The following is a 26,515-nucleotide window of genomic DNA, read 5'->3' on the forward strand; positions in this document are numbered from 1 at the left end:
GCCGGCAGGAAGGCTTCCGGGTCTCCCGGAAGCTCCCCGCCCCCGGAGGCCGTCCGGCCCTCCGGGGGCGTTCGCATGTCCGAGGCCCATCGATGGTCGATCTTATCCTTCACATATATCCGTAGATCAGAGTCTTTGAGTCGATCGTCCCATTTGTGCTTTATCGCGGGTAGTGACCGGGTACCAGACGCTTAGCAGGACACCCCGGTGATCGGAGACACGGAGGTCCGCAGGCGGTCAACCCATCCCATCGGTCCGCTCGATCTCGCCGAGGCCGCAGGACGGCCCGGCCGCACCTCACCACCGCGAGGCCCGAGGCCTCGTCAACGGCCCCTACATCCTGACCTTGCCCACCCAGCCCGTCCCTGACGGGAGGGCACGGGTACGCCGCCCGTCCGCCACCGCTCGCACGGCCGCGTCCGGCCGCGCGCGATCGCGCCCGCCTCGCGCGGGCGGCCACCGCCGCGCACCTCGCGCGCGCCGCCACAGGTCGCTCCCACGCCACCGCACGCCCCCACGACCCTCGTCGACCCTTGCGAACCCTTGCGAACCCGCGCGAACCGCCGTGAATCCTCGTGAACCGTCGTGAACGAAGGAGGCCGTCCAGCTTCGCCGCCGACCGTCCCACCCGCCAAGGAGGGCCCATGACCGGTACGGAGAACAGCGACGCGCGGGTCCGCGGCCCGGCGGAGGTGGAGGAGTTCGCACGGCGGTGCTTCCAGGGCACCCCCGGCGACCGCGTCGGCGTCGAGCTGGAGTTCCTGGTCTTCGACCGCGAGGACCCCTCCCGGCACGTCCGGGTCGAGCGGACCGCCGAGGCGCTCCCCACGCTCGCCGGAGGCAGCGCCGTGAGCTTCGAGCCCGGCGGCCAGCTGGAGCTGTCCGGCCCGCCCGGCGCCCTGCCCGACGCCGTGCGAGCCCTGGCCGCCGACCTCGCCTCCGTCCGCGCGGCCCTGCGCGAGGAGGGGCTGGTGCTGGCCGGGATGGGCCTGGACCCGGTGCGGACGCCGCTGCGCCAGCTACGCCAGCCCCGCTACGAGGCGATGGCCGAGCTGCTCGGCGTGCCCTACGGGCCGATCATGATGTGCCTGACCGCGTCGGTCCAGGTCAACGTGGACTTCGGCGCACGGCCCGCGGAGCGCTGGGATCGCGCCGTGCGCCTCGGCCCGCTGCTCAGCGCCTGCTTCGCCAACTCCCCCATCCTGGACGGGCGCCCGTGCGGGTGGATGTCGGGCCGCCAGGCCGTGTGGCTGCACCTGGACCCGACCCGCACGCACCCGGTCGTCTCCGGCGACGACCCGGCCGCGGCGTGGGCGCGCTACTTGATGGACGCCCGCCTCATGCTCGTCCCGGAGAAACGCCCGCGCCGCACCACCCCGCCGAACCGGGCCACCTTCGGCCGGTGGCTGAAGGCGCCCCGCCTCGGCGGCCACCCGCCCACGGCCGCCGACCTGGCCTACCACGCGACGACGGTGTTCCCGCCGGTCCGGCCGCGCGGATGGCTGGAGATCCGCTACCTGGACGCCGTGCACCCCCGCTGGTGGCCGGCCTGCGTCGCGGTGACCTCGGCGCTGCTGCTGGACGACCGGGCCGCCGGCGCCGCGCTCGCCGCGGCCGAGCCCTTCGCCGGCCGCTGGTGGCAGTGCGCGCAGGCCGGCCTCGGCGACCCGCGGATCAGGCGCGCCGCGGAGGCCTGTTTCCTGGCCGCCGCCGAGGCGCTGCCCCGCCTGGGCGCCGGGCCCGGCCTGGTCGCGGGCGTGGAGTCCTTCGCCGAGCGTCACGTGGTGCCCGGGCGCTCGCCGGCGCTGGACCTGCTGCGCGCCCGCGACCGGGGCACGGGCCCACTGCCCTGGACCGGCGAGGAGGTGCCGGCGTGAGCGGGCTGAAGGAGCGGATCGCCGCCGAGCTCGAGGCGGGACGGGCCAGGTCGCTGGCCTACACCGACGTGGACGACGAGGTGCTGGTGCGCCAGCACTCCCCCATCATGTCCCCCCTGGTGTGGGACCTGGCCCACGTCGGCAACTACGAGGAGCTGTGGGTGCTGCGCGAGGCCGGGGGGCTGACCCCGCTGCGCCCGGAGATCGACGAGATGTACGACGCGTTCGCCCATCCCCGCGGGGAGCGGCCCGCGCTGCCGCTGCTGCGCCCGGACGAGGCCCGCGCGTACATCGCCGGCGTGCGGGGCCGGGTGCTGGACGTGCTGGACGCCGCCGACCTGTCCCGCCCGGACCCACTGTGCTCGCAGGGCCTGGTGTTCGGGCTGGTCATGCAGCACGAGCACCAGCACGACGAGACGATGCTGGCCACCTTGCAGCTGTGCGGGCTGCCGGGGCTGGTGCGCGACGGCGACCTGCCCGCCGGACGGCCGGCGGGCGCCGCCGAGGTGCTGGTCCCGGCCGGCCCGTTCACCGCCGGGACCGGCGCGCTGCCGTGGGCCTACGACAACGAGCGGCCCGCCCACCGGGTCGACCTGCCGGCCTACTGGATCGACCGCTTCCCGGTGACCTGCGGCGCCTACACCGCGTTCCTCGACGACGGCGGCTACGAGGACCCGCGCTGGTGGAGCCCGGGCGGCTGGGAGTGGCGGGTCCGCCGGGAGGTCCGGGCGCCGTTGTTCTGGACGCGCGAGGCCGGCGCGTGGTGGCGCACCCGGTTCGGGCGGCCCGAGCCGGTGCCCGCCGAGGAGCCGGTGCAGCACGTGAGCTGGTTCGAGGCCGACGCCTACGCCCGCTGGGCCGGCCGGCGGCTGCCCACCGAGGCCGAGTGGGAGAAGGCGTGCGGATGGGACCCCCACGCCGGACGGGCCCGCGCCTACCCGTGGGGGGACGCCGAGCCCGGGCCCCGGCACGCCAACCTCGGGCACAGGGCGTCGCGGCCCGCGCCCGTGGGCGCCTTCCCCTCCGGGGCGAGCCCGTGCGGCGCCGAGCAGATGATCGGGGAGGTGTGGGAGTGGACCTCGTCCTGCTTCCTGCCCTACCCGGGCTTTCGCGCCTTCCCCTACCGGCAGTACAGCGAGGTGTTCTTCGGCGACCACTACCGGGTGCTGCGCGGCGGCTCGTGGGCCACCCATCCCTCGGCGGTCCGCACGACGTTCCGCAACTGGGACCTTCCGCACCGCCGGCAGATCTTCGCCGGGTTGCGGTGCGCCCGTCCGGCCGCGCCCGGGGAGGCGTAGATGTGCCGGCACGCGGCCTGGCTCGGCGCCCCGCGCCCGCTGGCGTCGCTGCTGCGCGACCCCGGGAACGGCCTGCTGCGCCAGTCGTACGCGCCGCGCCTGCAACGGTGCGGCGCGGTCAACGCCGATGGGTTCGGCGTCGGCTGGTACGACGCCCACCGCCGTGAGCCGGTGCGCTACCGGCGCTCGGTGCCGATCTGGTCCGACGCCAACCTCCCCGGGCTGGCCGCGATCGCCCGCTCGGGCTGCCTGATGGCGGCGGTCCGCTCGGCCAGCCCCGGCATGCCGGTCGAGGAGACGGCGACCGCGCCGTTCACCGAGGGGCCGTGGCTGCTCAGCCACAACGGGCGGGTGTCGCGGTCCGCGCTCGGCCCGCTCATCGACGGCCGGGAGCCCGAGAGCGCCTGCGACTCGGCGTGGGTGGCCGCGGCGGTGTTCGCCCGGCTCGGCCGGGGCGCCCCGCTGTGCGAGGCGGTGGGCGAGGTGGTGGCGGGCGCCGGGACGGCCGACCCCGGGGCCCGGCTCAACCTGCTGGTCAGCGACGGGGACGCGGTGGCCGCGACCGCGTGGAACGAGACCCTGTTCGTCCACCTCGGCCAGGGGGTGCTGCTGGCCAGCGAGCCGCTGGACGAGCGTCCCGGCTGGGAGCCGGTCCCGGACCGGCACCTGGTGCTGGCCACCCCCGACGGCGTCCGCGCCGACCCTCTCTGACCGGCCCGCCCAACCGTCACACCAGGAGGCCCGCGTGTCCGTCACCCAGATCCCGCTGCCGTTCCTGTACACGGTCAACCACCTCGGCCCCGACCACCTGCGCCGCGCGCTGGCCGAGGACGTCCGCGCCGGGCTCACCTCGGCGCCCAAGTGGCTGCCGCCCAAGTGGTTCTACGACGCCACCGGGAGCGAGCTGTTCTCCCGGATCACCCGGCTGCCGGAGTACTACCCGGCGCGCCGGGAGACGGCCATCCTGCGCGAGCACGCCGAGGAGATCGCCGCGCTGTCCTGCGCCGACACGCTGGCCGAGCTCGGCTCGGGCACCAGCGAGAAGACCGGGCTGCTGCTGGGCGCGCTGTCGCGGGCCGGCACGCTGAAGACCTACATGCCGGTCGACGTGGACGCCGCCACCCTGGACGCGGCGGCCCGCCGGGTCGCCTCCGCCCATCCCGGCCTGGCCGTGTGGGCGATCTGCGCCGACTTCGAGCGGCACCTGGCCCGGCTGCCGCGCATCGGCCGGCGGCTGGTCGCCTTCCTCGGCGGCACCGTCGGCAACCTCGACGACCGGGCGCGGGCGTCGTTCCTGTCGGAGCTGCACGCCACCCTGTCCCCCGGCGACGGCCTGCTGCTGGGCGCCGACCTGGTGAAGGACACCGGGCGGCTGGTGGCCGCCTACGACGACGGCGCCGGGGTGACGGCGGCCTTCAACCGCAACGTGCTCGCCGTGATGAACCGCGAGCTCGGCGCCGACTTCGCCCCGCAGGCCTTCGAGCACGTCGCCCTGTACGACGGCCGGCTGCACCGCGTCGAGATGCGGCTGCGGGCCACCCGTCCCATGCGCGTCCACTTCCGCGAGCCGGCGCTGACGGTGCCCTTCCGGGCCGGGGAGGAGATGCGCACCGAGATCAGCACGAAGTTCTACCGCTACCGGCTGGAGCGCGAGTTGCAGCGCGCCGGGTTCGCGGTGTCCCGCTGGTACACCGACCCGGCGCAGGACTTCGCCGTGGTCCTGGCCTTCGTCCCGGAACCGCGCGGAGGTGGAGCCGACCGCCACCACACATAACTTTGTGGAATTTTCCTGACATTGACCACATCCGGCGGTTTCTGGGGAACAAACCATAAGAGGCGAGGGATTCCGGCAAGCAGGGAAACCCATGGCTCTGTGCCGGTATGCGGTCGAAATGGTGGTGGCCCGCGCCCCGCCCCTGGTGAACGGGCATCCCTCAGCGGGTCACCCCATGCGGCCTTTGCCGCGAACCGGATATATGCTTTGACATCACTCTGGCGTTTCGCCGTCGGTATCCCTCGACGCGTATACCGCAAGACCGGCCGAGGAGGTTCGCAGGGTGTCGGCGCAGGAAAGACGCCTCTCGGCGATCGGGGAGGCCGCGGCCGGTGTCCTCCGCACCACGGCCTACCACCTCGTCCGCGCCGAAGACGTCGCCGCGGCCGTGCGGCTCTCCCGCGAGGGCCACAGCGGCCGGCGCAGCGCGGTCTGGCTCTACAACGAGGTCAAGAGCCGCAGGGTGCTGGTGGCCCTCGCCCTGGACCACGCCTTCGCCGAGTTCGCCGAGCGCAACGGCCCGCAGGAGCCGCCCTCGGTGCCGGCCAGCCTGGTCGAGGCGCGCGACCAGGTCACCCAGTCGCTGCTGCTGGTCGCCCGCTTCCACCGCGCCGAGTCCTTCCTCACCCAGCAGGTCCAGCTCGGCATCGGCGACATCGCCACCTCCGAGAAGCGCCAGTCCGCGCCGCAGGAGCCGCCGAGCTGGCCCGGCAGCGCGATCGGGCGGGTCGCCTCCGCCGGCTGGGCCGGCCGCGTGCTGGCCTACGCCCGCCATCTGACCCCCGTGCTCGCGGCGGCGGCCCAGGCGGTGTGCCCGCCGCCGCCCGGATGGGCGGAGTCCTGCGCCGAGAAGCTCTCCGACCTGGCCTTCGACGCCCTCACCGACGACCCCGACGGTCCGGTGGACCGTCAGGCGGCGGCGCTGGGCGCCCACTGGTACGAGCGGCACCTGGTGCCCCTCGCGGGGTCGTGGATCAACGACCTGGATGTGGCCGAACGCGTCCTGGACCTGGCCCGCCGCTCGGCACCCGGCACCCGGGCCGAGACCGACGCCCAGGCCGGCGTCCTGCGCTCGGTCGCCGACACCGGCATCCTGCTGCGCCGCGCCGCCGACGAGGCCGCCGAGCTGACGCGCCTGCTGCCCCGGCCGGGCGAGCCGGGCGGCGACCTGAGCTCGCTGTGCGACGTGCACGGCCGCCGTGGCCTGGCCCTGGCCAGGTACGGCGACCTCGAGGCCGCACGCGCGTGCCTCATGGACTGCCTGGCCGTCGCCGAGAACGAGCTGGCCGCGCGGGAGCCGGCCGAGGGCGTCGCGTACGCCGCCCGGGCGCGGCACAACCTCGGCGAGCTGCTGATGGAGGCCGGCCGGCCCGCCGAGGCCGCCCAGCTGATCGAAAGGGCCCGGTCGGCCCGCGCCGAGGGCGCCGCCCCCGGCGCGGGCCTGTCCCCGGCCTGGCGCCGCTACACCGTGACCGCCCAGGCGGCCGCCCGCGCGGCGGCGCGCTCCGGCGACGTCGTGGCAGGGCTGCGCCTGGCCGAGGCCGTGGTCGACGACCGGCAGGCCCGCCTCGGCGAGCCGGGCGACATCAACGTGGTGGCCGCGCGGGTGTCGCTCGCCGAGACCCTGCTGGAGGCGGGCCAGCCGATCGAGGCGCGCCACCTGCTCCAGGAGGCCCGCCGCCACCGCGCCGAACTGCTGCAGCCGATCGCCTACTGGCCCAACTACGACACCGTGCGCCTCGCCCAGGTGGAGCTGGCCCTGCGCGAGCCCGCCACCGTCCTGCGGCTGCTCGAACGCTCCCCCGTCCTTTCCGAGTGGTTCGCCGCGCACGTGTCGTTCCGGCTGTGGGCCGAGGCGCGCATCGCGCACGGGCTGGCCACCGCCCTGGCCGGCGACGCGGCGGCGGCGCGCGGCGCCCTGGCCGAGCTGGCCGGCCGGCTGGAGGGGGGCCCGGGCGGCGAGGCCCTCACGGCCGCCGCGCGGCGCGCCCTGGCCGAGGCCGAACTCACGGGAGGCGACGCCGAGACCGCCGCCGGCCTGCTGACCAGGGTGCGGGAGTGCGAGGCCGTCCCGGGCGATCCCCCGGGCCGCGCGCGGACGCTGCTGCTCGCCGCCCGCTGCGAGGACGCCCGCGGCGACGACGCGGCGGCCGGCCGCCACCGCGCCGCGCTCGCGGCCCTGGCCGGGGGCGGGCTGGACCCGTCGCATCCGCTGCTGCTGGAGGGCCGCTACGACGAGGCGGTGCGCCGCTTCGAGACCGGCCGCTTCGAGGGCCTGGACGCCCTGCTCGCCCCGCTGCTGGACCGCACTCCCCTCGCCCACGGACGGCCCGCCCTGGGCGAGGGGCATCCGCTGCTGCTCAAGGCCATGGTGCTGGCCGACCGTAGCGGCGCCGTCCACCTGCCGCGCGTCCCGCGCCAGGTGCTGTGGGAGGACGCCTGAACCGCCGCGCCTGACGGGCACCGCTATGCCGTGACGGGGCCGGACGGCCCGACCGGCCGGTCGCCGCGCAGCGTGATGCGGTGCATGACGCGGTGCGCGGCGCCGTAGTCGCGGTTGGCGTAGTGGGAGGTGCTGCGGTTGTCCCACATGGCCACGTCGCCGGCCCGCCACCGGTGACGCACGATGTGCTCGGGCTTGGTCAGATGGGCGTAGAGCAGATCGAGGATGCCGCGGCTCTCGGCCTCGGAGACGCCGACGATGTGAGAGGTGAAACCGGGGTTGACGAAGATGCCCCTGCGCCCGGTCTCGGGGTGGACGCGGACCACCGGATGCTCCACCGGGTCAAGGCGGGTGACGGTCTCGCCCTCCCACACGTTGCCCCTGCCGCCGCGCCGCTGGGCGAGGTAGTAACCGAACTCCCGGTTGCCGTCGTGCACCGCGGTCAGCCGGTCCACCAGGTCGCGCACCGGCCGCGACAGCGAGTCGTAGGCGAGCTGGCCGTCGGCCCAGCTGGTGTCGCCGCCGGACTCCGGCAGCCGCACGGCGCGCAGGATGGAGCCGAGCGGCGGGCGCGGCATGAAGGTGACGTCGGTGTGCCACACGTCCGCGAAGCCGTTGTCCGCGCTGTCGATGGCGTAGATCTCCGGGTGGGCCTCGTCCACGCCGGCGACGACCGGGTGGGAGGGGGTCAGCTCGCCCAGCCGCCGCCCGAGGGCGATCTGGCCGTCCTCGTCGAGGCCCTGTCCCCTGAAGAACAGCACCTTGCGCTCGACGAGCGCCGCCCGCACGGCGGCCAGCTCGGCGTCGGTCGCGGCGGCCAGGTCCAGCCCGAGGACCTCGGCCCCGAAGGCGGGTCCGAGCAGGTCGAGCGTCAGCGTCGCGGCCGGGTGCTCTGTGGTGGAGGTCATCTCGTTGCTCCGTTCCGGTCGTACGGCGGTGCGGTGGGTGGCCGCCGGGTCAGGCGGCGGCGCGGACGGCGTGGCCGATCTCGGCGCGCAACGCGGCGTACCGTGGCAGGCCGCGCAGCTCGTCGGGTTCCAGCCCGGTCCTCGGCAGGTCGACCTCGACGTCGAGGGCGACGCGCCCGGGGCGGGCGCTCAGCACGATGACGCGGCTGCCGAGGAACACCGCCTCGTCGATGCTGTGGGTGACGAACACCGAGGTGCGTCCGGTCTCGGCGCTCATCCGGCGCAGGTCCTCCTGCAGCCGCTCGCGGGTGAGGGCGTCCAGCGCGGCGAACGGCTCGTCGAGCAGCAGCAGCGGGTCGTCGCCGGCCAGGGCGCGGGCGATCGCGACGCGCTGCCGCTGGCCGCCGGAGATCTCCCAGACGCGGCGGGCGGCGACATCGTGCAGGCCCACCCGCCGCAGCAGCTCCCCAGCCCTTCGGGGGCGCTCCTGGCGGGGCACCCCGGCGTAGCGCAGCGCGAGCTCGACGTTGCCGCCGACGGTCTTCCAGGGGAACAGCCGCGGCTGCTGGAACACGACGCCGGCCCCCTTGCCGGGCACCGGCGCGGCGCCGGCGACGCGGACCGTCCCGGCGGTGGGCGGCTCGAAGCCGGCGACCAGCCGCAGCAGGGTGGTCTTGCCGCAGCCCGAGGCGCCGACCAGGACCAGGAAGGCGCCGTCGGCGACGGTCAGCGACAGCGGCCCGAGCGCGGCGACGGCGCTCGCGCCCCGGCCGTACACGTGCTCCACCTCGCGCACCTCCACGGCGGCGGCACGCTCGGAGGGGCGGGCGGTGTCCGGGGCCGCCGTGCCCGTGGTGTCAGGAGAGGGCATCGGGGAGCCCCTTGTTGTAGATGGCGTCGCCCACGGTCGCGAGGTCGGGCACCGCGTCGATCTTCTGCTGGGACTTCAGGAACTCCGCGGCGCTGAGCAGGTCGCGGGCGAGGCCGCCGGGCTTGCCGGGCGTGCCCAGCCACTCGGGGCCCGGCAGGTCGGCGGGCTTGAGGAAGACGCCGAGGTCGAGCTGGTGCCCGGCGTCGGCGGGGCTGATGTTGAGCTCGGCTCCGACGGCCGCCGCCGCGGCGGCGCGGTCGCTCGCGAGCAGGTCAAGCGCCCTGGCCTCGGCCTTGCGCCAGGCGTCGACCGCGTCGGGGTGGGCCTGCGCGAACGCGGTGGACACCACGCCGAGGTCCAGGGTGGGCTTGCCCGCCGTGGCCAGCTCGCGGCTGGTGACCAGCACCTTGCCGTTCTTCTTCAGGGTGTCCAGCACCGGCAGCCACACGTAGGCGGCGTCGATGTCGCCGCGCGTCCAGGCCGCCAGGATGTCCTGCGGCTCCAGGTCGACGACGGTCAGCTCCGACTCGCGTACCTTGGCCCGGTCCAGGGCGGCGAGCAGGCTGTAGTGGGAGGTGGAGGCGAATGGGCTGGCCACCTTCTTGCCGCGCAGCCCGGCCACCGAGGTGACGCCGCTGCCGTCGCGGGCGACCAGGGCCTCGTTGTCACCGGCCACGTCCAGCACGAAGGCCACCTGGTAAGGGATGTTCAGCGGCGCCGACAGCCCGCGGGCCACCGGGCTGGAGCCGATGGCGGCGATGTCGACGCTCTTGGCGACGAACGCGGTGTTGATGTCGGCGCCGGAGTCGAACTTGGTCCAGGTGATGCGGTAGCCGGGCAGCGCCTCCTCCAGCCAGCGCTTGTTCTTCACGATGAGGTCGCCGCTGGGGAAGGCCTGGTAGGCCAGGCGGATGGTCCTGCCCGCCGCGGAGGCGCCGCCGCCGGGCCCGCCCGAGGCGGTGCCGTCACCGCAGGCGGCCAGCAGGCAGGCCGCCAGGGCGATCGCGGCGAGGGGCAGCAGGCGGCGCGGGCCTGTTCCGGTCATTTCGGGGGTTTCCTTTCAGGGCGCGGCTCAGGCGCGGCCGCGCCAGGGGATGAGCCTGTGCTCCAGCAGGCGCAGGGCGCCGTCGATCAGCAGGCCGGAGATGCCGATGGCGAGCAGCCCGAGCACCACGACGTCGGTCTGCAGGTAGCGCTGGGCGTCGCGGACCATGCCGCCGATGCCGGGAACGCCGTTGATGGTCTCCGCCGCGACGACCGAGGAGTAGGCGATGCCCACGGCCAGCCGCACGCCGGTGAAGATCTCCGGCAGGGCGCTGGGCAGCACGACGTCGCCGATGACGTCCCGCCGCCGCGCGCCGAGGGCCCGCGCCGCCTCCACCAGCTCCCCGGGGGCGCCGTAGACGGCCGACGCGGTGGCGACGGCGACCGGCGGGAGCGCGGCGATGGTCAGCAGCCACAGCTTGGGGCTCTCGTCGATGCCGAACCAGATGACCAGCAGGCTGAAGTAGGCCAGCGGCGGCAGGGCGCGGACGAAGGTGACCACCGGCTCGGCCACCACGCGGATCCAGGACACGGTGCCCATGACGACGCCGAGAGCGAGCCCGGCCGCGACGCCGAGCACCGAGCCGATCAGGATGCGGCGCAGGCTGACCGCCAGGTGCTCCACGAGCAGGTGCCCGCTGTACCCCCGGACGCCGCCGTGGACGGTGGAGGTGAGCACGAGCTGGTCCCACACCGCCCTGGGCGGCGGGATGAAGGAGGGGTTGCGCATGGCGACGGCCACGAGCTGCCACAGCACCAGCAGGACCACCAGCGACAACAAGCGCGCGCCGAGCCGGCGCACCCGTCCCCGGCGAGCCTTCCGCGCGCCCGCCGACGGTCCGGGACCACGCTCCACGCCCGCGCCGCCGGTCCGGCCGGGACCGGACGCGCCCACGGCATCGGAGCGAACGGACACCGACGAGCTCACCGGCTCCCCCATCGACAGACCAGCATCTTCATAGGTATTTCCTACCGTAAATACATGAATAGCGCAACGGTCTCGCCCGGCCCCGCGGTCAGGGCGCGATGCGCACCGGAAAGACCGCACGGCAGGACGGCGTCAACGCGGGACGGGCCGAGGTGTGCTCAGGAGTAGACGACGAGATCCATGGCGCTGGTGATGGGCCCACTGTCCGGGGAGCGGGCGGCGTCCTTCCTCAGGCGTTCGAGCCCCTCGGCGAACCGGTCGTCGCTCAGGCGGCGCAGCGGGCTGTGCGCACGCAGCGCCACCTGGCCGGCGAACGCGGCCAGGGTCGGCGCCGAGGTCTGGACGACCGTGTCGCGGCGCTCGGCGGCCATCCCGGCCCCTTCCAGCGCGCGCGTCAGGGCCGCCAGAGCACGGCCTCTCTCCTCGGCCAGGACGACGAGGTCGGGAAAGTAGGTATGGAACAGCGTCGTCCGCTCGGCGTCGTGGAAGGCGCCGCGGACGACGAGCCGGCCCCCCGGGACCAGAACCCGGCGCACCTCGGCGGCGCACCGGTCGAAGTCCTCGATGTGGTGGACCACCTGGGAGGCCCAGATCGCCTGGAAGGCCCGGGACCCGCATGGGACGGCCTCGGCCCGGCCGCCCACCACACCGACGTCGGGGCCGGCCGCGGCCGCCGCGGCCGCGCGCATCTCCGCCGAGGGCTCGACGGCGACCACCCGTACAGAAAAGTGCCCGGCCAGCGCGCGGGAGAAGCGCCCCGTGCCCGCCCCCAGGTCGAGCACCGGGCCCCCGGAGACGGCGATGCAGGGCGCCACGGCGCGCATCCACACCGCCACCGTCTCCTCGGGAAGCCGGCGACCGTCCACGTAGTTGCGCGCCAGCTCGCCGCGGAAACGGATCACCGCCGCGCCCACCGCTGCAGGGTGGCCTCGACCTGGTCCTCCTCGGCCCGCGGGGAGACGCCCCAGTGGCGGTAGGCGTTGTTGAGCTTCTCGGTGAGCTTGGCGACCAGCTCGGGCTCGGGTTCGGGGGCGGAGTCGGGATCCACGAACAGCTGGGCGTAGCGGACGGTGTCCACGACGGCCGACTTGATCTGCTCGTGGGCCAGGTAGACCTCCATGTCGTGCTCCCAGCCGAGGATGTGCCCGGGGGGCATGGCGCGGGCCCACAGCTCGACGACGCGGTCGCGCTCGGCGCGCAGATAGCCCATCTTGTGCAGGTGCACGGCCATCTCGTAGACCGGATCACCCCAGAGGGCGAGCTCCCAGTCGAGGAAGACCGTCCGCCCGTCGTCCACGATCATGTTCTTGCGGTGGATGTCGGCGTGCACGCACACCAGGGGGCGGGCGGTCATGCCCGGCCACAGCGCCTCGGCGGCGGCCACCGGGTCCGCCGGGACCTTGAACGCGGAGTACAGCCAGGCGTACTCGGTGGCGAAGCTGGAGTACACCCACCGCGTCAGGTCCGACAGCCGGCGCCCGAACCCCTGGGTGTCCTCTCCCACCGGCCAGTCGGGCGGCAGGGACGGGAACTTCTCGCGCGGGATCTCGGCCAGCTGGGTGAGCAGCCGGACGACGTCCCCGGGCACATGCCCGGGGACCGGGACGCCGCGGGGGGCGAGGTCGTTGAGCACCCGGCCGTGGATGAACTGGTGCACCTGGAAGAGCGGGGCCGCGGAGGTGTGCAGCAGCCGCGGCGCGTCGGCGACATAGGGCGCGATCGCCGGCAGGACCTCATCCTCCCGCCACAGGCGCAGGTCCATGACGTCCGCGCCGTCGATGGGGATACGAACGTTCACGGGCCCGTCGGGCGTGGGCACGCGGACGTTCTTGTTGTAGTAACCGGCGGCGGCGTCCAGGTGCGCCCGGGCGGTCTCGTACAGTTCCATCGTCATCGGTGTCCTCCCAGGACCGATTCGATCAGATCGGCCATGCGGGACTCCAGTGCCGGAAGCGAGTCGAGCGGCTCTATCCGGCCGCGCGCCTCATCGGCGGCCCGAGCCACCTGCTCGTCGGGCAGGTCGATGCGCTCGAGCGTCTGGTGCGCGGCCACGATCAGCGTGGGGTAGACCTCCGAGGCGATGAACTCCTCGGCCGCCCAGACCAGCGCCCTGGCCGCCCGCTCGGGCGAGCCCTGCAGGACGTGCAGCAGCGCGCGGAACAACTCGGCCCTGGCCCGGCCCGACCGGTAACCCGCCCGGTCGAGGTACTCGCAGGCCAGCGCGAAGGAGTCGGAGGACGCCCGCAGCTCGCCGAGGCGCATCTGCGCCAGGGCGAGCCCGGTGTAGGTCTTGCCGAGCTCGTGCAGCGCGGCGAGCTCCTGCTGCTGCGCGATCGCCTCGCCCGCCAGGCGCAGAGCCGCCGCCGGGTCGTCCCAGGCCGCCAGCTCGACCCGGTTGGTGGCGATGTTGGCCAATCCCACCACCGACCCCGACCGCGCGTAGCAGGCGTGGGCCTCCTCCAGCCGCACGGCGGCCTCGGCGAAGTCGAGGTGGAAACGGCGGCCGAGGTGCATCAGCCGCAGCACGTCACCGCGCAGCACCCAGTCGTCCTCGGGGGCGTCCCTCAGCACCTGCTCGGCCAGGGAGAACGCGGTGGCGAACCGGCCCTGCCACATGGGGACCTCGGCCACCCACAGCCCGGCGATCGGGCGGACCGGCCCCCGATGCCGCTCCCAGACGCGGGTGTAGACCCGGCCCGCCTCGGTGGTGTCGCCGGCGATGCGCATGGCGTGTGCCGCGGCCATCGCCAGCCGCGCCTGGGCCGTGCTGCCGACGGCGGGGGCCGGGCCGAGGTCGGCCAGCGCGGCGGCCTGCCCGGCGTCGCCCATGGTGATCGCGGCCTCGACGGCCAGACAGCGGGCGGCCTCCGCCAGCTCCCCGTGCAGGCCGAGTTCGGTCAGGTCGGCGAGGATGCCGTCGCCCGCCTGCTTGCCGCCGCGCCGGATGCTGCGGTCGGCGTAGTCCAGCAGGTCCTCGGCGCTCAGCGCCCCGGCGCGCACCCCGTGGTACACCGCCTCGCGCAGGGCCGTCCCGTCGCCCGCGGCGGCGCGGGCGTCCCAGGCGGCGCGCAGGTGGGCGTGCACCTCCCGGGTGGCTTCGGGGCTGAGCCGCGCCCGCAGCGCGACCACCATCAACTGGTGGAGACGCAGGCCGTGCTCCCCGGCGGGGTAGACGAAGGAGTAGGCGGTCAGCGACTCCCACGTGAAGCGGTCGGCGGGCAGGTCGTAAGCCTGGGCGAGGGTGTGGAAGATCTCGAAGTCGAAGGTCCTGGCGACGCTCAGCAGCTCCAGCAGCCGCACCTCGGCGGGGGCGACGTGGTTGAGGAACCGCTGCAAGATCTCCTCCATGGACACCGCCCGCGCGTTGCCCGCCTGGGTGTCCAGCGCAAGGTGCAGGTAGAAGGGCAGGCCCTGGGACGCCTGGGCGATGACGACGCCCTCGGAGATGCCGGCCTGCTGCAGCAGCTCCAGCCGGGCGTCCATCGGCAGCCCGTCCATCTTGCACTCGTTGACGATCTCGGCCCACTCGGGGTGGTGGACCTGCCAGCCGAGCGGCTCGCGGCTGCCCACGACCACCAGACCGCGATCGAGCTGGGCGATCAGGTCGCGCAGCCACGCGTCGGCGCTGGACACCCGCCCGGTCTTGACCGGGATGGGGACCAACGCCTCGTAGGCGTCGACGAAGACCACGCACGGCATGCCGCCGGAGGCGCGCAGATCCTGTGCGAACAGGTAGGTGACGGCGTCCAGCACGTCGGTGTTGGACAGCTCGTCCAGCCGCTGGAGGACCTCGTCGTCCTTGATCACCCGGCGGTGACGGACCGAGGAGCGCGCACGCTGGGCGAGTTTCAGCAGCCCGACCGCGGTGCCGAACACCGGCAGGCCGGAGGTCTCGTCGAGGATCGAGGTGAGGATCTCGCTCTCGTCGGCGAACGGAAGCTCCGCCTGGCTGATCTTCAGGTGCGGATGCAGGCGCTGCCACAGGACGGCGTAGGCGATGTCGAAGTGGTCGAAGATCACGCCCTGCCGGCCGAGCTCCATGCGCAGGACCGCGAGGGCGTCCTCCTGCTGGCGCATGGCGGGGACCTGGAGGTCGAGCAGCGCGGTGCGGCAGCCCTCCTGCTCCGCCCGCTTCTTGAGCTCACGCAGCAGCCGCGACTTGCCGATGCCGCCGACGCCGGTCACGTTGAAGACCCGTGGCCCCCGCGCGTCCCCGCGGTCGCGCAATTCCCTCATGAACGCCTCAAGAACGTCCTCGCGGTCGACGAACCGCCTGTCGAGTGCGGCCACCCGCCGGAACCTCGGCTGCAGTGACATCCGGTCTCCTGGGGGAGGGAGTGAATACCAGGGTCCGCCCTTGGCGATGCACATCCTAACCGCCATTTCGCGGGTGGCGGCGTCCTGCGCATGTCACGAAATATCGGGAGGTCGCAAAGGTGGCCCGGGTTCTCTGCGGGGCTGGTGGGCGGTCGGTTCGTTCGTGGTGGGTGCCGGTCTCCGGGGAATACGGAAAGCGGAGGGACACACGCGAATAGAGAGCGGCAAATCCGGAGAAGAGGGACGAATACCGCTTATTACGAATAAGCGGCAGTAGGCACTATCGGTCGCAATCATCGGCGGGGACGGACGACGCCGGCCGTCCGGTCAGGGGCGGCCGGTCAGGGGCGGCCGGTCAGGGTGTCGTGCAGGCCGCGGACGGCCTCGGTGATCGGCTCCAGGGGGCCGTCGGCGGTCAGGCGCACCTGGTCGGCCACCGGCCGCCCGGCGCGGACCTGCTCGGCGATCTCCTCCAGCGACGCGGCCGTCCGGCTGACCGCCTGCGGCGAGGGCGCGTCCCGGCCGTGCTCGGTCAGGGCCGCCGTGGCCGCGGTCGCGTCGGCCACCCGCTCGAGCGCGGTCATCGCCGGCAGCCAGGTGGTGACGCGCCTGCTGACCACCGGCGGCTCTGTCAGCGCCCGCTGGAAGACCGTGCGAAGGTCGGCCAGGGCGTCGAACGCCTCGCGGTGCAGCAGCGCGCACGGCGGGCCGCCTTCGAACGCGTGCCGCAGGTAGCGGGCCGTGGCGGCCACCGCGTCGGCGAACGGCGGCCCCACCGGCGCCTCCCAGCTCGCCGGCCAGGGCAGGTAGCCGAACACCAGCACGATGGCGCAGCCGATCAGGGTGTCCACCAGGCGGATCTCCGCCAGCCGCGGCCCCGCGCCGGTCAGAAGGTCGACCAGCAGCACGACCAGCGGCACCTGGAAGGTGGACATCAGCCCCCAGTTGCGCTGCTGGCCGTAGGGCAGGAGCGCGGCGAACAACGCCAGGGGGATGAGGATCCCGGGCCCGTAGGGCACCACGAACAGCACCAGGGTGCCGAGCATCGCGCCCACGACCGTCCCGATCCCCCGCTGCACCGCCCGGGCGAAGACCGAACCGAAGTCCGGCTTGAGCACCAGCGCGACGGTGAGCATGACCCAGTAGGACCGCTCGATCCAGTGCAACTCGCTCAGCGCGGCGGCCACCCCCATGCACAGCGCGAGCCTGACCGTGTAGACCCGGGCGAGGTGCCCGTACCGCAGCCGCTGCCAGAGCCGGCCGATCCTCGCGCCAGGGCCGGCCGCCTCGCGGACCGGCTCCTGGCCGGAGGGGACCTCGCTCCCTGACAGCAGCTCCACGGTGTCGTTCACCGCCGCGCACACCGCCCGCAGTGCGGGCGAGACGGCCTCCAGCCGCTTCGGCCGGCCGGCGGTCCCCTCACCGGCCAGCGCGCCGGCGATCGAGGCGACAGCCTGCGCGATCTCGGGCGCCGGCTCGCGCCCCTCCTCGATGAGCGAGATCAGGGCGTTGCGGACGCGGATGGCCTGGTTGAGCAGAGCGACCAGGCGGGTGCGCTCCCGGTCGGGGCCGAGCGCCGCCGACCGGGCGCCGAGCACGGTGTCGTAGGCCTTCTTCAGCGCGGCGTCGAAGGCGGTCAGAGCCTCGGCCCTGCCGGTGTGCCAGCGCTCCAGCAGGCAGGCGAGCGCCCGGTAGGCGCCGGCGACGGCCGATTCCTCGGCGGCGCGGGGACGCAGCGGCCAGCCTGCGACCGACAGCACCATCGCCCAGGCCGCGCCGGCGGCGTAGGCCGACGCCCCGGTCACCGGCCCCTGAGGGAAGGACACGCCGAGGCCGAGCACGGTCATCACCAGCGACTGCAGCCCGCCCAGGGACCCGGCCGCCCCCGAGACGCTGACCAGCGCGGACAGCACCGACACCGCGACGGCCACCAGGACCGTCCACCAGCCGAGGCCGCGTGCGGAGTGGCCGATCATGTACCCGGCCGACCCGCCGCACGCGGCGCCGGCGATGCGGATGACCCGGGCGCGGTAGGAGCCGCCCCGGTCGGCCAGCGCCGCCGCCATGGCCCCCATCGCGGGTAGCAGGCCCAGGGTGAGCCGCCCGGCGGCCAGGGTCGCGACCAGGGGGCCGGTGACGGAGGCCGCCACCCGCGCCATCGCCGCCCAGTCCGGCCGCGCCGGAGCGGGCCGGACCGTCTCCACCAGCCAGCCGGGAGCCGCGCCGGCCAGCCGGTCGGCGGGATGCCGGAAGAGCGAGGACAGCGAGAACACGGGCCGGGGACGCGTTCAGCGCACCAGCTTGTCCAGGCGGATCGGCAGGTCGCGGATCCGCACCCCGGTGGCGTGGTGGACGGCGTTGGCGATGGCCGCGGCGGTGCCGACGATGCCGATCTCACCGATGCCCTTGGAGCCCATGGGGTTGAGGTGCGGGTCGTCCTCCTCCAGCCAGAACGCCTGGACGTCGCGCACGTCCGCGTTGGCCGCGATGTGGTACTGCGCCAGGTCGCGGTTGAGGTAGTCGCCGAACTCGCGGTCCATGATGCTCTCCTCCAGCAGAGCCATCGACAGCCCCATGGTCATGCCGCCGATGAGCTGCGAGCGCGCGGTCTTGGGATTGAGGATGCGGCCCACGGCGAACACGCCGAGCAGGCGCGGCACGCGGGTCTCCCCCGTGTCGGCGTCGACGGTCACCTCGGCGAACTGCGCGCCGAAGGCGTGGCGGGCGTACCGCTGCCGGCCGCGCACCTCCTGGGTGGTGTCGGCCGTGGCCTCGAGCCCACCGGCCGGGACGGCGCCGCCCACGGCCGAGAGTCGTTCCCTGAGCGCCTCGCACGCGCGCACCACGGCCGTCCCCCACGAGGCGGTGCCCATGGACCCGCCCGCGACCGCGGCGCGGGGCAGCGCGCTGTCGCCGAGCTCCACCGTGACCAGGCCCGGCGTGGAGCCCAGGGCGTCGGCCGCGATCTGGGTCAGCACGGTGCGCGCGCCGGTGCCGATATCGGCGGCGGCGATGCGCACCGTGTACCGGCCGTCGGGCTCGGCCCGGGCGCTCGCCGACGAGGGGGCGCGAAGGGCGGGGAAGGTGGCGGCGGCGACGCCGGTGCCGACCAGCAGCCTTCCCCGGCGCCGCATGCCCGGGCGCGGGTCGCGTCCGGCCCAGCCGAAGCGCCGGGCCCCCTCGCGCAGGCAGCCGACCAGGTTCCTGGAGCTGAACGGCAGCCCGCTGTGCGGATCGGCGGCCGGCTCGTTGCGCACCCGCAGGTCGATCGGGTCGACGCCGCAGGCGATGGCCAGCTCGTCCATCGCCGACTCCAGCGCGAACATGCCCGGGCACTCGCCGGGCGCGCGCATCCACGAGGGGGTCGGCACGTCCAGCCGCACCAGGCGGTGGGTGGTGCGGCGGTGCGGGGCCGCGTACATCGTGCGCGAGGGCACCGCGGCCTGCTCGGCGAACTCGGCGAGGGCCGAGCTCTGCTCGAAGACGTCATGGGTGAGGGCGACCAGCCGCCCGTCGGGCTCGGCGCCCAGCCTCATCCGCTGGATGGTCGGGGTGCGGTAGGCGGTGGCCGCGAACATCTGCCGCCGGGTGAGGGCCATCTTGACCGGCCGGCCGACCTGCTTGGCGGTCAGGGCGGCGAGGATGACGTGCGGGTGCACCTTGGCCTTGGAGCCGAACCCTCCGCCGACGTAGGGCGACACGACGTGCACGTGGGCGGGCGGCATGCCGAACAGCGAGGCCAGGGTCGCGCGCAGCCCGGTGACGTTCTGGGACGGCTCGTGGACGGTCAGCCCGTCGCCGTGCCACTCGGCGACCGTGGCGTGCGGCTCCATGGGGTTGTTGTGCTCGGCCGGGGTGCTGTACACCTCGTCCACCACGACGGGCGCCGAGGCGAGGGCGGCGTCGGGGTCGCCCTGCTCGGTGTCGGTGGGGTGGCCGGCGTTGACGGCGTCGGGCCGGTACATCTTCGGGTGGTCGGCGCGCAGGCCGACGTCGTGCTCCTCCGGCGCGTACTGCACGTGCAGCGTTCGCGCCGCCTCACGGGCGTCCTCCAGGGTCTCGGCCACCACGACGGCGATGTACTGGCCGCGGTAGGACACCCGCCGCGACTGCAGGACGGCCAGATCCTCGTCGGAGGTCGCCAGCCGGGGCGCGTTGCCGTGCCAGATGGCCGCGACCACGCCGGGGCGCTTGAGCATGGAGTCCACGTCCACCTGGACGACCTCGCCGCGGGCGATGGCGGCCTCGACCGGCACGGCGTGCAGCAGGTCGGCCGGGCCGTGGTCGTAGGCGTACATGGCGCTGCCGGTGACCTTCGCCAGGCCGTCCACGCGGTCGAGGGCCTCGCCCACGTGGCGGGCGCCCGTGACGGGCGGGGCGGCGGTCATGGCCGGGCCGCCAGATCGGCCAGCACGCGCGCCATCAGGTTACGGGCCAGCGGCACCTTGTAGCCGTTGCGCGGCAGCGGGCGCGCCCGCTCCAGCTCGGCGCCCGCGGCCTGGATGAACGCCTCCTCGGTCGCGGGCCCGCCCCGCAGCGCGGCCTCGGCGGTCTCGGCCCGCCACGGGACGTGCGCGACGGCGCCCAGGGCGATGCGGCAGTCGCGCACCACTCCCCCGGCGCCGCCGTCCACCTCCAGCGCCGCCGCGACCGACACCGAGGCGAAGGAGAACGACGCCCGGTCGCGCGCCTTGCGATAGGCCGAGCGGGCGGCCATCGGCAGCGCGGGCAGCTCCACCGCCGTGATGAGCTCGCCGGGCGACAGGACGGTGTCGCGTGAGGGGTCGTCATCGGGCAGCCGGTGCAACCCGGGCATGGGCACCTGACGCGCCCCGGCGGGCCCCTCCACGTGGACCAGCGCGCCGAGCGCCGCCAAGGCGACGGCCATGTCGGAGGGATGGGTGGCCACGCAGCTCTCCGAGTGGCCGAGGATCGCCAGGTTGCCGTGCTCGCCCTCACGGGCCGGGCATCCGGTGCCGGGGCTGCGCTTGTTGCAGGGCTTGGTGACGTCCTGGTAGTAGGAGCAGCGGGTGCGCTGGAGCAGGTTGCCACCCGCGGTCGCCATGTTGCGGAGCTGGCCGGAGGCCCCGGAGAGCAGCGCCTCGGCGAGCACCGGGTAGCGGCGGCGGACCACGGGGTGGGCGGCGAGGTCGCCGTTGCGCGCGCCGGCGCCGATGCGCAGGCCGCCGCCGGGGGTCTCCTCGATGGCGGTGGAGACGGCGCGGGTGACGTCGACGAGCGTGCCCGGTGCGGCGACGCCGAGCCGCATGAGGTCGACCAGGTTGGTGCCGCCGGCCAGGTACATCACGTCCGCGTCCGCGCCTGCCGCGGCCACGGCGGAGGCTACGGTGGGCGGGCGCTGGTAGGCGAAGGGTCTCATCGCGCCACCTCCGCCGACCGGGCCACCTCGGCGATGGCGGCGACGATGCCCGGGTAGGCGCCGCACCGGCACAGGTTGCCGCTCATCCGCTCGCGGATCTCCTCCTCGTCCAGGGTCACCGGGCCGCCGGCCCCGGCGGCGTCGCGGGCGCTGACCAGGCTCGGCCGTCCCTCCGCCGCCTCGGCGAGCATGCCCGCCGCCGAGCAGAGCTGCCCGGGAGTGCAGAAGCCGCACTGCAGGGCGTCGTGCTCGACGAAGGCCCGCTGCAGCGGGTGGACGGCGCCGGAGGCGGCGAGCCCTTCGACAGTGGTGACGGCGCCGTCGTCCACCGACACCGTCAGCGTCAGGCACGACACCACCCGCCTGCCGTCCACCAGGACCGTGCAGGCGCCGCACTGGCCGTGGTCGCAGCCCTTCTTCGCGCCGGTCAGGCCCAGGCGCTCCCGGAGGGTGTCCAGCAGTGACTCCCTGGTGTCGGCCGTGATCGGATATAGCCGGTCATTGACACGAAGCTGGAGATCGGCGGTGATCGGGACCGGGGCCGGGTCCTCGCCGGGCGTATTGGCTTGGCCTTTCACCCGCGCTTCCCTACCCCCGGACATGTCACGGTTATCCCAAGGGCGGCCCATCATTGCCCGTCCCGGTCCCCGGCCGGGCAATGCGGCCCCCGGGCGGGTCGGCCGGCGGGGACGGAGCGGACCCCGGTTGGCACGCGGACGGCACCTGGGGTGAAATAGGTGTGCTCTTTACCGTTGAAAGGCGCGGCCGCGCCGCCCGATCGAGGAGGTCATCCGGTGGGCACATCGGCGCGCCAGGGCCGCGGCGAGCACGACCAGCGCGACCGGCCCGACGCCGTCGGCGCCCGCATGCGCCGCTTCCGCAAGGAGCGCGGCATGACGCTGCGCGGGCTGTCCACCCGCTCGGGGCTGTCGATCGGCTTCCTGTCGCAGGTCGAGCGGGGCATCTCCTCCATCGGGCTCACCGCGCTGAACGGCGTCGCCGCGGCGCTCGACCACAGCGTCGCCGACTTCTTCGACGACGAGCAGCAGCCGGGCGACGACCGCGCGGACATCGCCCGGCTTCCCTCCCACTTCACGCTCACCCGGGCCTCGACGGCGGCCACCGAGTACGTCTCCGGCCAGCAGACCTACCGCATGCTGTCGGCCCGCGGGCCGCACCTGGTGCTGGAGCCGCTGCTGGTGCACATCGCCCCCGGGGGGCGGCGCGAGGACGCCTACGGGCACGCGGGCGAGGAGTTCGCCTTCGTGCTGTCGGGCGAGCTGCTGTACGAGGTGGACGGCGTGGAACACCGGCTCTACCCGGGCGATAGTGTCCACCTGCGCTCCACCGTGCCGCACGCCATGTACAACGACACCGACGCGGTCACCACGGTGGTCTCGGTGGTCACCCCCCGGCTGTTCTGACCGGCTGTTTCCGACCGGCAGGACGCCTCGGCCTCACCCGTTCACCCGGAGGGCAAGGTGTTACGTGGGACGAAAACCGGTGAACATCCGTGCCGGAGTCACATGCGGGTGCGGGCGGACCACAGCTCGGGGAACACGTCGCGGCGCAGGCTGCGCTCCAGCCAGGTGAGCCCGCTGGAGCCGCCCGAGCCCGGCTTGGCGCCCATCGAGCGGCGCACGGCCATCAGGTGCCGGTAGCGCCAGTCGGAGAACCTCTCGGACAGGTCGGTGAGCGTCTCGGCGAGGGACCACAGCTCCTCCCCCGGGCCGTGCTCGGCGTAGACCCGGACCCAGGCGTCCTCCACCAGCGGGCTCGGCACGTACTCCTGCGCCGGGTCGCCGGGCGGGGGGATCTCGAACCCGCGCCTGGCGAGCAGGGCGAGCACGCTGTCGTACAGGCTGGGGCGCCGCAGGGCGTCGACCAGTTCCTTGTACACCGCCGGGCTGCGGCGGTGCGGGCGGGTCAGCGGCTCCGACTTGTTGCCCAGCAGGAACTCCAGGTGCCGGTACATGGCCGACTGGAACCCCGAGGCCTCGCCCAGCGCGTCGCGGAAGGCGTTGAACTGGGCGGGCGTGAGCCAGCTCAGCGCCGCCCAGGAGGCGTTGAGCGCCTCGAAGTAGCGGACGCTGCGGGCCAGCACCGCCGTCGCCCCCACCACCTCGTCGTCGTCCAGCAGCCGCTGCGCGAGCCACCACTCCGACCGGATCAGCCCGAAGTACAGTTCCATCACCTGGGTCGTCACCAGGAAGGCGCGCTCCTCGGGCACGTCGGTGACCGTCCGCTGGAGCCCGTGCAGCGCCTGCGCCGCCACATAGTGGTCGTAAGGGGTGCCGTCGGCGAACTCCAGGGTGGGCGCCACGTGCTCGGCCGCCTGCGCAGGGGCACGCAGGCGCCCGGCCAAGGATCTCACCCGGGCGCCTCCGGCCCGCCGTCTGCTCGTCATCCCAACTCCTCAGTTCACCTCCATGTTCACTTATATAGAATTCCAGTGAAATGATGACTCGATAGCGATTCGCCCCTTCCGCCTTCGGAACGGAAGGCGGAAGACGGTTTCCGGTTTGCGAATGACGGAGCGTGACCGTGGACGCGATGGACTGGGCCCTGGTGGCCGAACTGCAGGCGGACGCACGACTGTCCTACAGCGAGCTGTCCCGGCGGGTGCACCTGTCGGCCCCGGCGGTCGCCGAGCGGGTGCGCCGGCTGGAGGAGACCGGCGTGATCGCCGGCTATCACGCCAGGATCGACCCCTCCCGCGCCGGCCGCAAGGTCAGCGCCCTGATCCGCATGTCCTGCTATGGAGTGCGGTGCGTGCTGCGCGACAAGCAGGCGCTCGCCTGGCCGGAGATCGTCGAGGTGCACCGGGTCACCGGGGACACCTGCTGCCTGCTGCGCGTCGCCGCCACCTCGATGACGGCCTTCGAGGAGCTCATCGACCGCCTGGCCCCCTACGGGCAGCCCTCCAGCATGATGATGCTCTCGAGCCCCCTGCCCTGGCGCGCGCTCGCTCCCGCCGACGAGTGACCTCCCGGCGCCGGCGGGCCGTTCCCTCCGTTGCCCGCTGCGCCCCCGTTCGCCCCGTGCCCGATGCGCCCCCCCGTTCGCCCTTGAGGCCCGTGCCCCCCCGGAGCCCCGTGCGACCGCGGTGCCTGGCCCGCCGCCGTACCGGCCGGCTCGCGCGATGACATCGTGACCCTCCGCGATGGTAAGGTCACGGTAAGCGCACGGTCATGGTCGGCTCACGAGACTTAGGCAGGCTCATGCAGGCTTTCACACTGCCCGATTTCTACATGCCGTATCCCGCCCGGCTGAACCCGCACCTCGAGCGCTCCCGCGCCCACAGCACCGCCTGGGCGCGCGGCATGGGCATGCTCGACGCGCCGCGGCCCGGCGGCGGCCTCATCTGGGACGAGGCCGCGCTCGCCCAGATGGATTACGCGCTGATGTGCGCCTACACCCACCCCGACTGCGACGGCGCGACGCTCGACCTCATCACCGACTGGTACGTCTGGGTGTTCTTCTTCGACGACCACTTCCTCGAACTGTTCAAGCACTCCCGCGACCTGGCGGGCGCCAAGGCCCACCTCGACCGCCTCGAGCTGTTCATGACCGCCGAGGGCGAGACGCCGCCCGAGCCGGCCGACCCCGCCGAGGCCGGGCTGAAGGATCTTTGGGCGCGCACGGTGCCGGCCATGTCGCCCGACTGGCGGCGGCGCTTCACCACCAGCACCCACAACCTGATGGTCGAGTCCATGTGGGAGCTGAACAACATCGAGCTGGGCCGCGTCGCCAACCCCATCGAGTACGTCCAGATGCGGCGCAGGGTCGGCGGGGCGCCCTGGTCGGCCGACCTGGTGGAGTACGCCGCGCGGGCCGAGATCCCCGCCCACCTCGCCGGCACCCGGCCGATGAAGGTCCTGTCCGACACCTTCTCCGACGCGGTGCACCTGCGCAACGACCTGTTCTCCTACCAGCGCGAGGTTCAGGAGGAGGGCGAGAACTCCAACGCGGTGCTGGTCTTCGAGCGCTTCTTCGACTGCCCCACGCAGGAGGCCGCCGAACTGGTCAACGACCTGCTGACCTCCCGGCTCCAGCAGTTCGAGACCACCGCGCTGACCGAGGTGCCCTCCCTGCTCGCCGAGCGGGCGGCGCCCGCCCACGAGCAGGCCGCGGTCGCCGCCTACGTCAAGGGCCTGCAAGATTGGCAGTCCGGCGGCCACGAGTGGCACGCCCGCTCCAGCCGCTACATGAATGAGGGCGCCGCCGGCGGCCCGGTCCCCGGCGTCCCCCCCGGCCCGTCCGGGCTCGGCACCTCGGCGGTGTGGTCGCTGCTGCCCACGCTGCGACTCGGCGCCGACCTGCGCTCCCGCCAGCACCTGTCTCCGCCGTTGCGCCCCGTGGGGCACCTTGACCTGCCCGCCTTCCACATGCCGTTCGCGTTCCGCACGAACCCACATCTGGAGGCCGCGCGGCGCCACGGGGCCGACTGGGCGCGGCGCATGGGCATGTTCGACTCCCTCCCCGGCATCTCCGCCGGCGCGCTGTGGGACGAGCGGCGCTTCCTCGGCTTCGACTTCGCGCACTGCGCGGCAATGATCCACGCCGACGGCACGCTGGAGCAGGTCTGCCTGTCGTCCGACTGGCTGGCCTGGGGCACCTACGGTGACGACTACTTCCCCCTGGTCTTCGGCGTCCCCCGCGACCTGCCGGCGGCGCGGCTCTGCCACGAGCGGCTCGGGTCGTTCATGCCGGTGGACATGAGCGAGACCCCTGAGCCGTCCGGCGCGCTCGAGCGCGGTCTGGGCGACCTGTGGCGGCGCACCGCCTCCGGCATGGACGCGCGCGGGCGGCGGCGGTTGCGCGCCGCGGTGGAGGACATGACCGCCAGCTGGGTGTGGGAGGTGGGCAACCAGGCCCTGAACCGCGTCCCCGACCCGATCGACTACGTCGAGATGCGCCGCAAGACCTTCGGCTCGGACATGACGATGAGCCTGGCCCGGCTCGCCCACATCGACGTCGTGCCCGACGAGGTGTACCAGACACGCGTGCTGCGCGAGCTGGACACCGCCGCCCAAGACTACGCCTGCTTCACCAACGACCTGTTCTCCTACCAGAAGGAGATCGAGTTCGAGGGGGAGGTCCACAACATGGTGCTGGTGGTCGAGCGCTTCCTCGGCGTCGACCGCTGCCGGGCCCGCGACATCGTGGCCGACCTGATGACGGCGCGCATGCGGCAGTTCGAGCACATCGTCGCCCACGACCTGCCCGCCCTGCTGGACGACCTCGCCCTCGGCGAGCGGGCGCGGCAGATCCTCGTCGAGCACACCGAGTCCCTCAAAGACTGGATGTCCGGCATCCTCGAATGGCACCGCCGCTGCGCCCGCTACACCGAAGCCGAACTACGCACCCACGGCTCCGCCACCGCGCCCCGCTCGCCCGCCCCCTTCGCCGCACCCCTCACGGGTGCCTCCCTCACCGCTTCCCCGACGCATGCCCTCCTCACCGCCGCCCCATCGCATGCCTTCGTCACCGCCGCTCCCGCGCGGGTCACCGCCGGCGCTCCCCAGCCGTCCGCCCCAGAGGTATGGCGGGCCATGCCCCCCACCGGCCTCGGCACCTCGGCGGCACGCCTCACCCCACAGGGACCACCGGAAACGGCCCCCGACCGCTGACCACGGCGACCACGACACCCGGCACCGTCATCACCACCCCGC

The 26,515-nt window shown here is 74.1% G+C and carries 20 protein-coding genes; 8 read left to right on the plus strand and 12 right to left on the minus strand.

What is annotated here, in order from left to right:
• Positions 1-644: 644 nt before the first annotated feature.
• The 5 genes from ABZU32_RS12360 (at position 645) to ABZU32_RS12380 (ending at position 7,392) form a co-directional block, all read left to right on the plus strand.
• Positions 645-1,877, plus strand: a complete 1,233-nt coding sequence (locus tag ABZU32_RS12360) for a glutamate-cysteine ligase family protein (RefSeq protein ID WP_354920859.1) — start codon at positions 645-647, stop codon at positions 1,875-1,877.
• Entirely contained in the window at positions 1,874-3,175 is a 1,302-nt protein-coding gene (egtB, locus tag ABZU32_RS12365) for an ergothioneine biosynthesis protein EgtB (protein ID WP_354920862.1), read from the plus strand. Before ABZU32_RS12360 ends, egtB begins: the two co-directional genes overlap by 4 nt.
• Complete coding sequence (egtC, locus tag ABZU32_RS12370; RefSeq protein WP_354846767.1) at positions 3,176-3,886, plus strand: ergothioneine biosynthesis protein EgtC; 711 nt, start codon at positions 3,176-3,178, stop codon at positions 3,884-3,886.
• A 34-nt stretch (positions 3,887-3,920) separates the two neighbouring features.
• A complete protein-coding gene (egtD, locus tag ABZU32_RS12375) occupies positions 3,921-4,949 on the plus strand; it encodes an L-histidine N(alpha)-methyltransferase (protein WP_354920865.1) in 1,029 nt (342 codons plus the stop codon).
• A gap of 283 nt (positions 4,950-5,232) precedes the next feature.
• Positions 5,233-7,392, plus strand: coding sequence for a tetratricopeptide repeat protein (locus ABZU32_RS12380; RefSeq protein WP_354920868.1), 2,160 nt, complete (start codon positions 5,233-5,235; stop codon positions 7,390-7,392).
• A 23-nt stretch (positions 7,393-7,415) separates the two neighbouring features.
• Here ABZU32_RS12380 and ABZU32_RS12385 read toward each other — a convergent pair whose 3' ends face one another.
• The 11 genes from ABZU32_RS12385 to ABZU32_RS12435 all read right to left on the minus strand — a co-directional run bounded on the left by ABZU32_RS12385 (position 7,416) and on the right by ABZU32_RS12435 (position 21,370).
• Positions 7,416-8,300 (minus strand): TauD/TfdA family dioxygenase, encoded by an 885-nt coding sequence (locus ABZU32_RS12385; RefSeq protein ID WP_354920870.1) that lies wholly within the window; start codon positions 8,298-8,300, stop codon positions 7,416-7,418.
• 49 nt (positions 8,301-8,349) lie between these two features.
• Entirely contained in the window at positions 8,350-9,171 is an 822-nt protein-coding gene (locus ABZU32_RS12390) for an ABC transporter ATP-binding protein (RefSeq protein WP_354846775.1), read from the minus strand.
• Complete coding sequence (locus tag ABZU32_RS12395) at positions 9,158-10,216, minus strand: glycine betaine ABC transporter substrate-binding protein (RefSeq protein ID WP_354920873.1); 1,059 nt, start codon at positions 10,214-10,216, stop codon at positions 9,158-9,160. Before ABZU32_RS12395 ends, ABZU32_RS12390 begins: the two co-directional genes overlap by 14 nt.
• 27 nt (positions 10,217-10,243) lie before the next feature.
• Positions 10,244-11,131 carry an ABC transporter permease gene (locus ABZU32_RS12400; protein WP_354920876.1) on the minus strand — a complete coding sequence of 296 codons (888 nt, stop codon included), beginning with the start codon at positions 11,129-11,131 and terminating at the stop codon, positions 10,244-10,246.
• Positions 11,132-11,301: 170 nt separating this feature from the next.
• Positions 11,302-12,057: a class I SAM-dependent methyltransferase gene (locus tag ABZU32_RS12405; protein WP_354920879.1), complete on the minus strand. Its 756-nt coding sequence runs from the start codon at positions 12,055-12,057 to the stop codon at positions 11,302-11,304.
• Positions 12,042-13,037 (minus strand): aminoglycoside phosphotransferase family protein, encoded by a 996-nt coding sequence (locus tag ABZU32_RS12410; RefSeq protein WP_354920882.1) that lies wholly within the window; start codon positions 13,035-13,037, stop codon positions 12,042-12,044. Before ABZU32_RS12410 ends, ABZU32_RS12405 begins: the two co-directional genes overlap by 16 nt.
• The gene (locus ABZU32_RS12415; protein ID WP_354920885.1) at positions 13,034-15,460 is read right to left on the minus strand and encodes an ATP-binding protein; all 2,427 of its coding nucleotides are present in this window, start codon (positions 15,458-15,460) and stop codon (positions 13,034-13,036) included. The genes ABZU32_RS12410 and ABZU32_RS12415 overlap by 4 nt, the downstream gene beginning before the upstream one ends.
• Before the next feature lie 341 nt (positions 15,461-15,801).
• Positions 15,802-17,733, minus strand: coding sequence for an FUSC family protein (locus ABZU32_RS12420; protein WP_354920888.1), 1,932 nt, complete (start codon positions 17,731-17,733; stop codon positions 15,802-15,804).
• Positions 17,734-17,748: 15 nt separating this feature from the next.
• Positions 17,749-19,848, minus strand: a complete 2,100-nt coding sequence (locus tag ABZU32_RS12425; protein ID WP_354920891.1) for a xanthine dehydrogenase family protein molybdopterin-binding subunit — start codon at positions 19,846-19,848, stop codon at positions 17,749-17,751.
• The gene (locus tag ABZU32_RS12430; RefSeq protein WP_354920894.1) at positions 19,845-20,840 is read right to left on the minus strand and encodes a xanthine dehydrogenase family protein subunit M; all 996 of its coding nucleotides are present in this window, start codon (positions 20,838-20,840) and stop codon (positions 19,845-19,847) included. The genes ABZU32_RS12425 and ABZU32_RS12430 overlap by 4 nt, the downstream gene beginning before the upstream one ends.
• Positions 20,837-21,370: a 2Fe-2S iron-sulfur cluster-binding protein gene (locus tag ABZU32_RS12435; protein ID WP_354921009.1), complete on the minus strand. Its 534-nt coding sequence runs from the start codon at positions 21,368-21,370 to the stop codon at positions 20,837-20,839. The genes ABZU32_RS12430 and ABZU32_RS12435 overlap by 4 nt, the downstream gene beginning before the upstream one ends.
• Before the next feature lie 264 nt (positions 21,371-21,634).
• Here ABZU32_RS12435 and ABZU32_RS12440 point away from each other — a divergent pair, with 264 nt between their 5' ends.
• Positions 21,635-22,264, plus strand: a complete 630-nt coding sequence (locus ABZU32_RS12440) for a cupin domain-containing protein (RefSeq protein WP_354846797.1) — start codon at positions 21,635-21,637, stop codon at positions 22,262-22,264.
• Between the two features lie 98 nt (positions 22,265-22,362).
• Here ABZU32_RS12440 and ABZU32_RS12445 read toward each other — a convergent pair whose 3' ends face one another.
• Positions 22,363-23,247: a tryptophan 2,3-dioxygenase family protein gene (locus ABZU32_RS12445; protein ID WP_354920897.1), complete on the minus strand. Its 885-nt coding sequence runs from the start codon at positions 23,245-23,247 to the stop codon at positions 22,363-22,365.
• Between the two features lie 146 nt (positions 23,248-23,393).
• Between ABZU32_RS12445 and ABZU32_RS12450 the strand changes: the two genes are divergently transcribed.
• Together ABZU32_RS12450 and ABZU32_RS12455 are read left to right on the plus strand one after the other, a co-directional pair.
• Entirely contained in the window at positions 23,394-23,825 is a 432-nt protein-coding gene (locus tag ABZU32_RS12450; protein WP_354846988.1) for an Lrp/AsnC family transcriptional regulator, read from the plus strand.
• 236 nt (positions 23,826-24,061) lie between these two features.
• Positions 24,062-26,473, plus strand: a complete 2,412-nt coding sequence (locus ABZU32_RS12455) for a germacradienol/geosmin synthase (protein WP_354920900.1) — start codon at positions 24,062-24,064, stop codon at positions 26,471-26,473.
• The last annotated feature ends 42 nt before the right edge of the window (positions 26,474-26,515 follow it).

It is taken from the genome of Sphaerisporangium sp. NPDC005288, assembly GCF_040607475.1.
Taxonomy (GTDB): Bacteria; Actinomycetota; Actinomycetes; order Streptosporangiales; family Streptosporangiaceae; genus Sphaerisporangium; species Sphaerisporangium rhizosphaerae.

Bases quoted from the DNA above. Each gene is read 5' to 3' on its own strand.
- ABZU32_RS12445 (WP_354920897.1), bottom strand. From the start codon at position 23,247: ATGACGAGCAGACGGCGGGCCGGAGGCGCCCGGGTGAGATCCTTGGCC.
- ABZU32_RS12390 (WP_354846775.1), bottom strand. From the start codon at position 9,171: ATGCCCTCTCCTGACACCACGGGCACGGCGGCCCCGGACACCGCCCGC.
- egtC (WP_354846767.1), top strand. From the start codon at position 3,176: ATGTGCCGGCACGCGGCCTGGCTCGGCGCCCCGCGCCCGCTGGCGTCG.
- ABZU32_RS12385 (WP_354920870.1), bottom strand. From the start codon at position 8,300: ATGACCTCCACCACAGAGCACCCGGCCGCGACGCTGACGCTCGACCTG.
- ABZU32_RS12415 (WP_354920885.1), bottom strand. From the start codon at position 15,460: ATGTCACTGCAGCCGAGGTTCCGGCGGGTGGCCGCACTCGACAGGCGG.
- ABZU32_RS12455 (WP_354920900.1), top strand. From the start codon at position 24,062: ATGCAGGCTTTCACACTGCCCGATTTCTACATGCCGTATCCCGCCCGG.
- ABZU32_RS12450 (WP_354846988.1), top strand. From the start codon at position 23,394: ATGGACTGGGCCCTGGTGGCCGAACTGCAGGCGGACGCACGACTGTCC.
- ABZU32_RS12395 (WP_354920873.1), bottom strand. From the start codon at position 10,216: ATGACCGGAACAGGCCCGCGCCGCCTGCTGCCCCTCGCCGCGATCGCC.
- ABZU32_RS12410 (WP_354920882.1), bottom strand. From the start codon at position 13,037: ATGACGATGGAACTGTACGAGACCGCCCGGGCGCACCTGGACGCCGCC.
- ABZU32_RS12360 (WP_354920859.1), top strand. From the start codon at position 645: ATGACCGGTACGGAGAACAGCGACGCGCGGGTCCGCGGCCCGGCGGAG.
- ABZU32_RS12425 (WP_354920891.1), bottom strand. From the start codon at position 19,848: ATGACCGCCGCCCCGCCCGTCACGGGCGCCCGCCACGTGGGCGAGGCC.
- ABZU32_RS12430 (WP_354920894.1), bottom strand. From the start codon at position 20,840: ATGAGACCCTTCGCCTACCAGCGCCCGCCCACCGTAGCCTCCGCCGTG.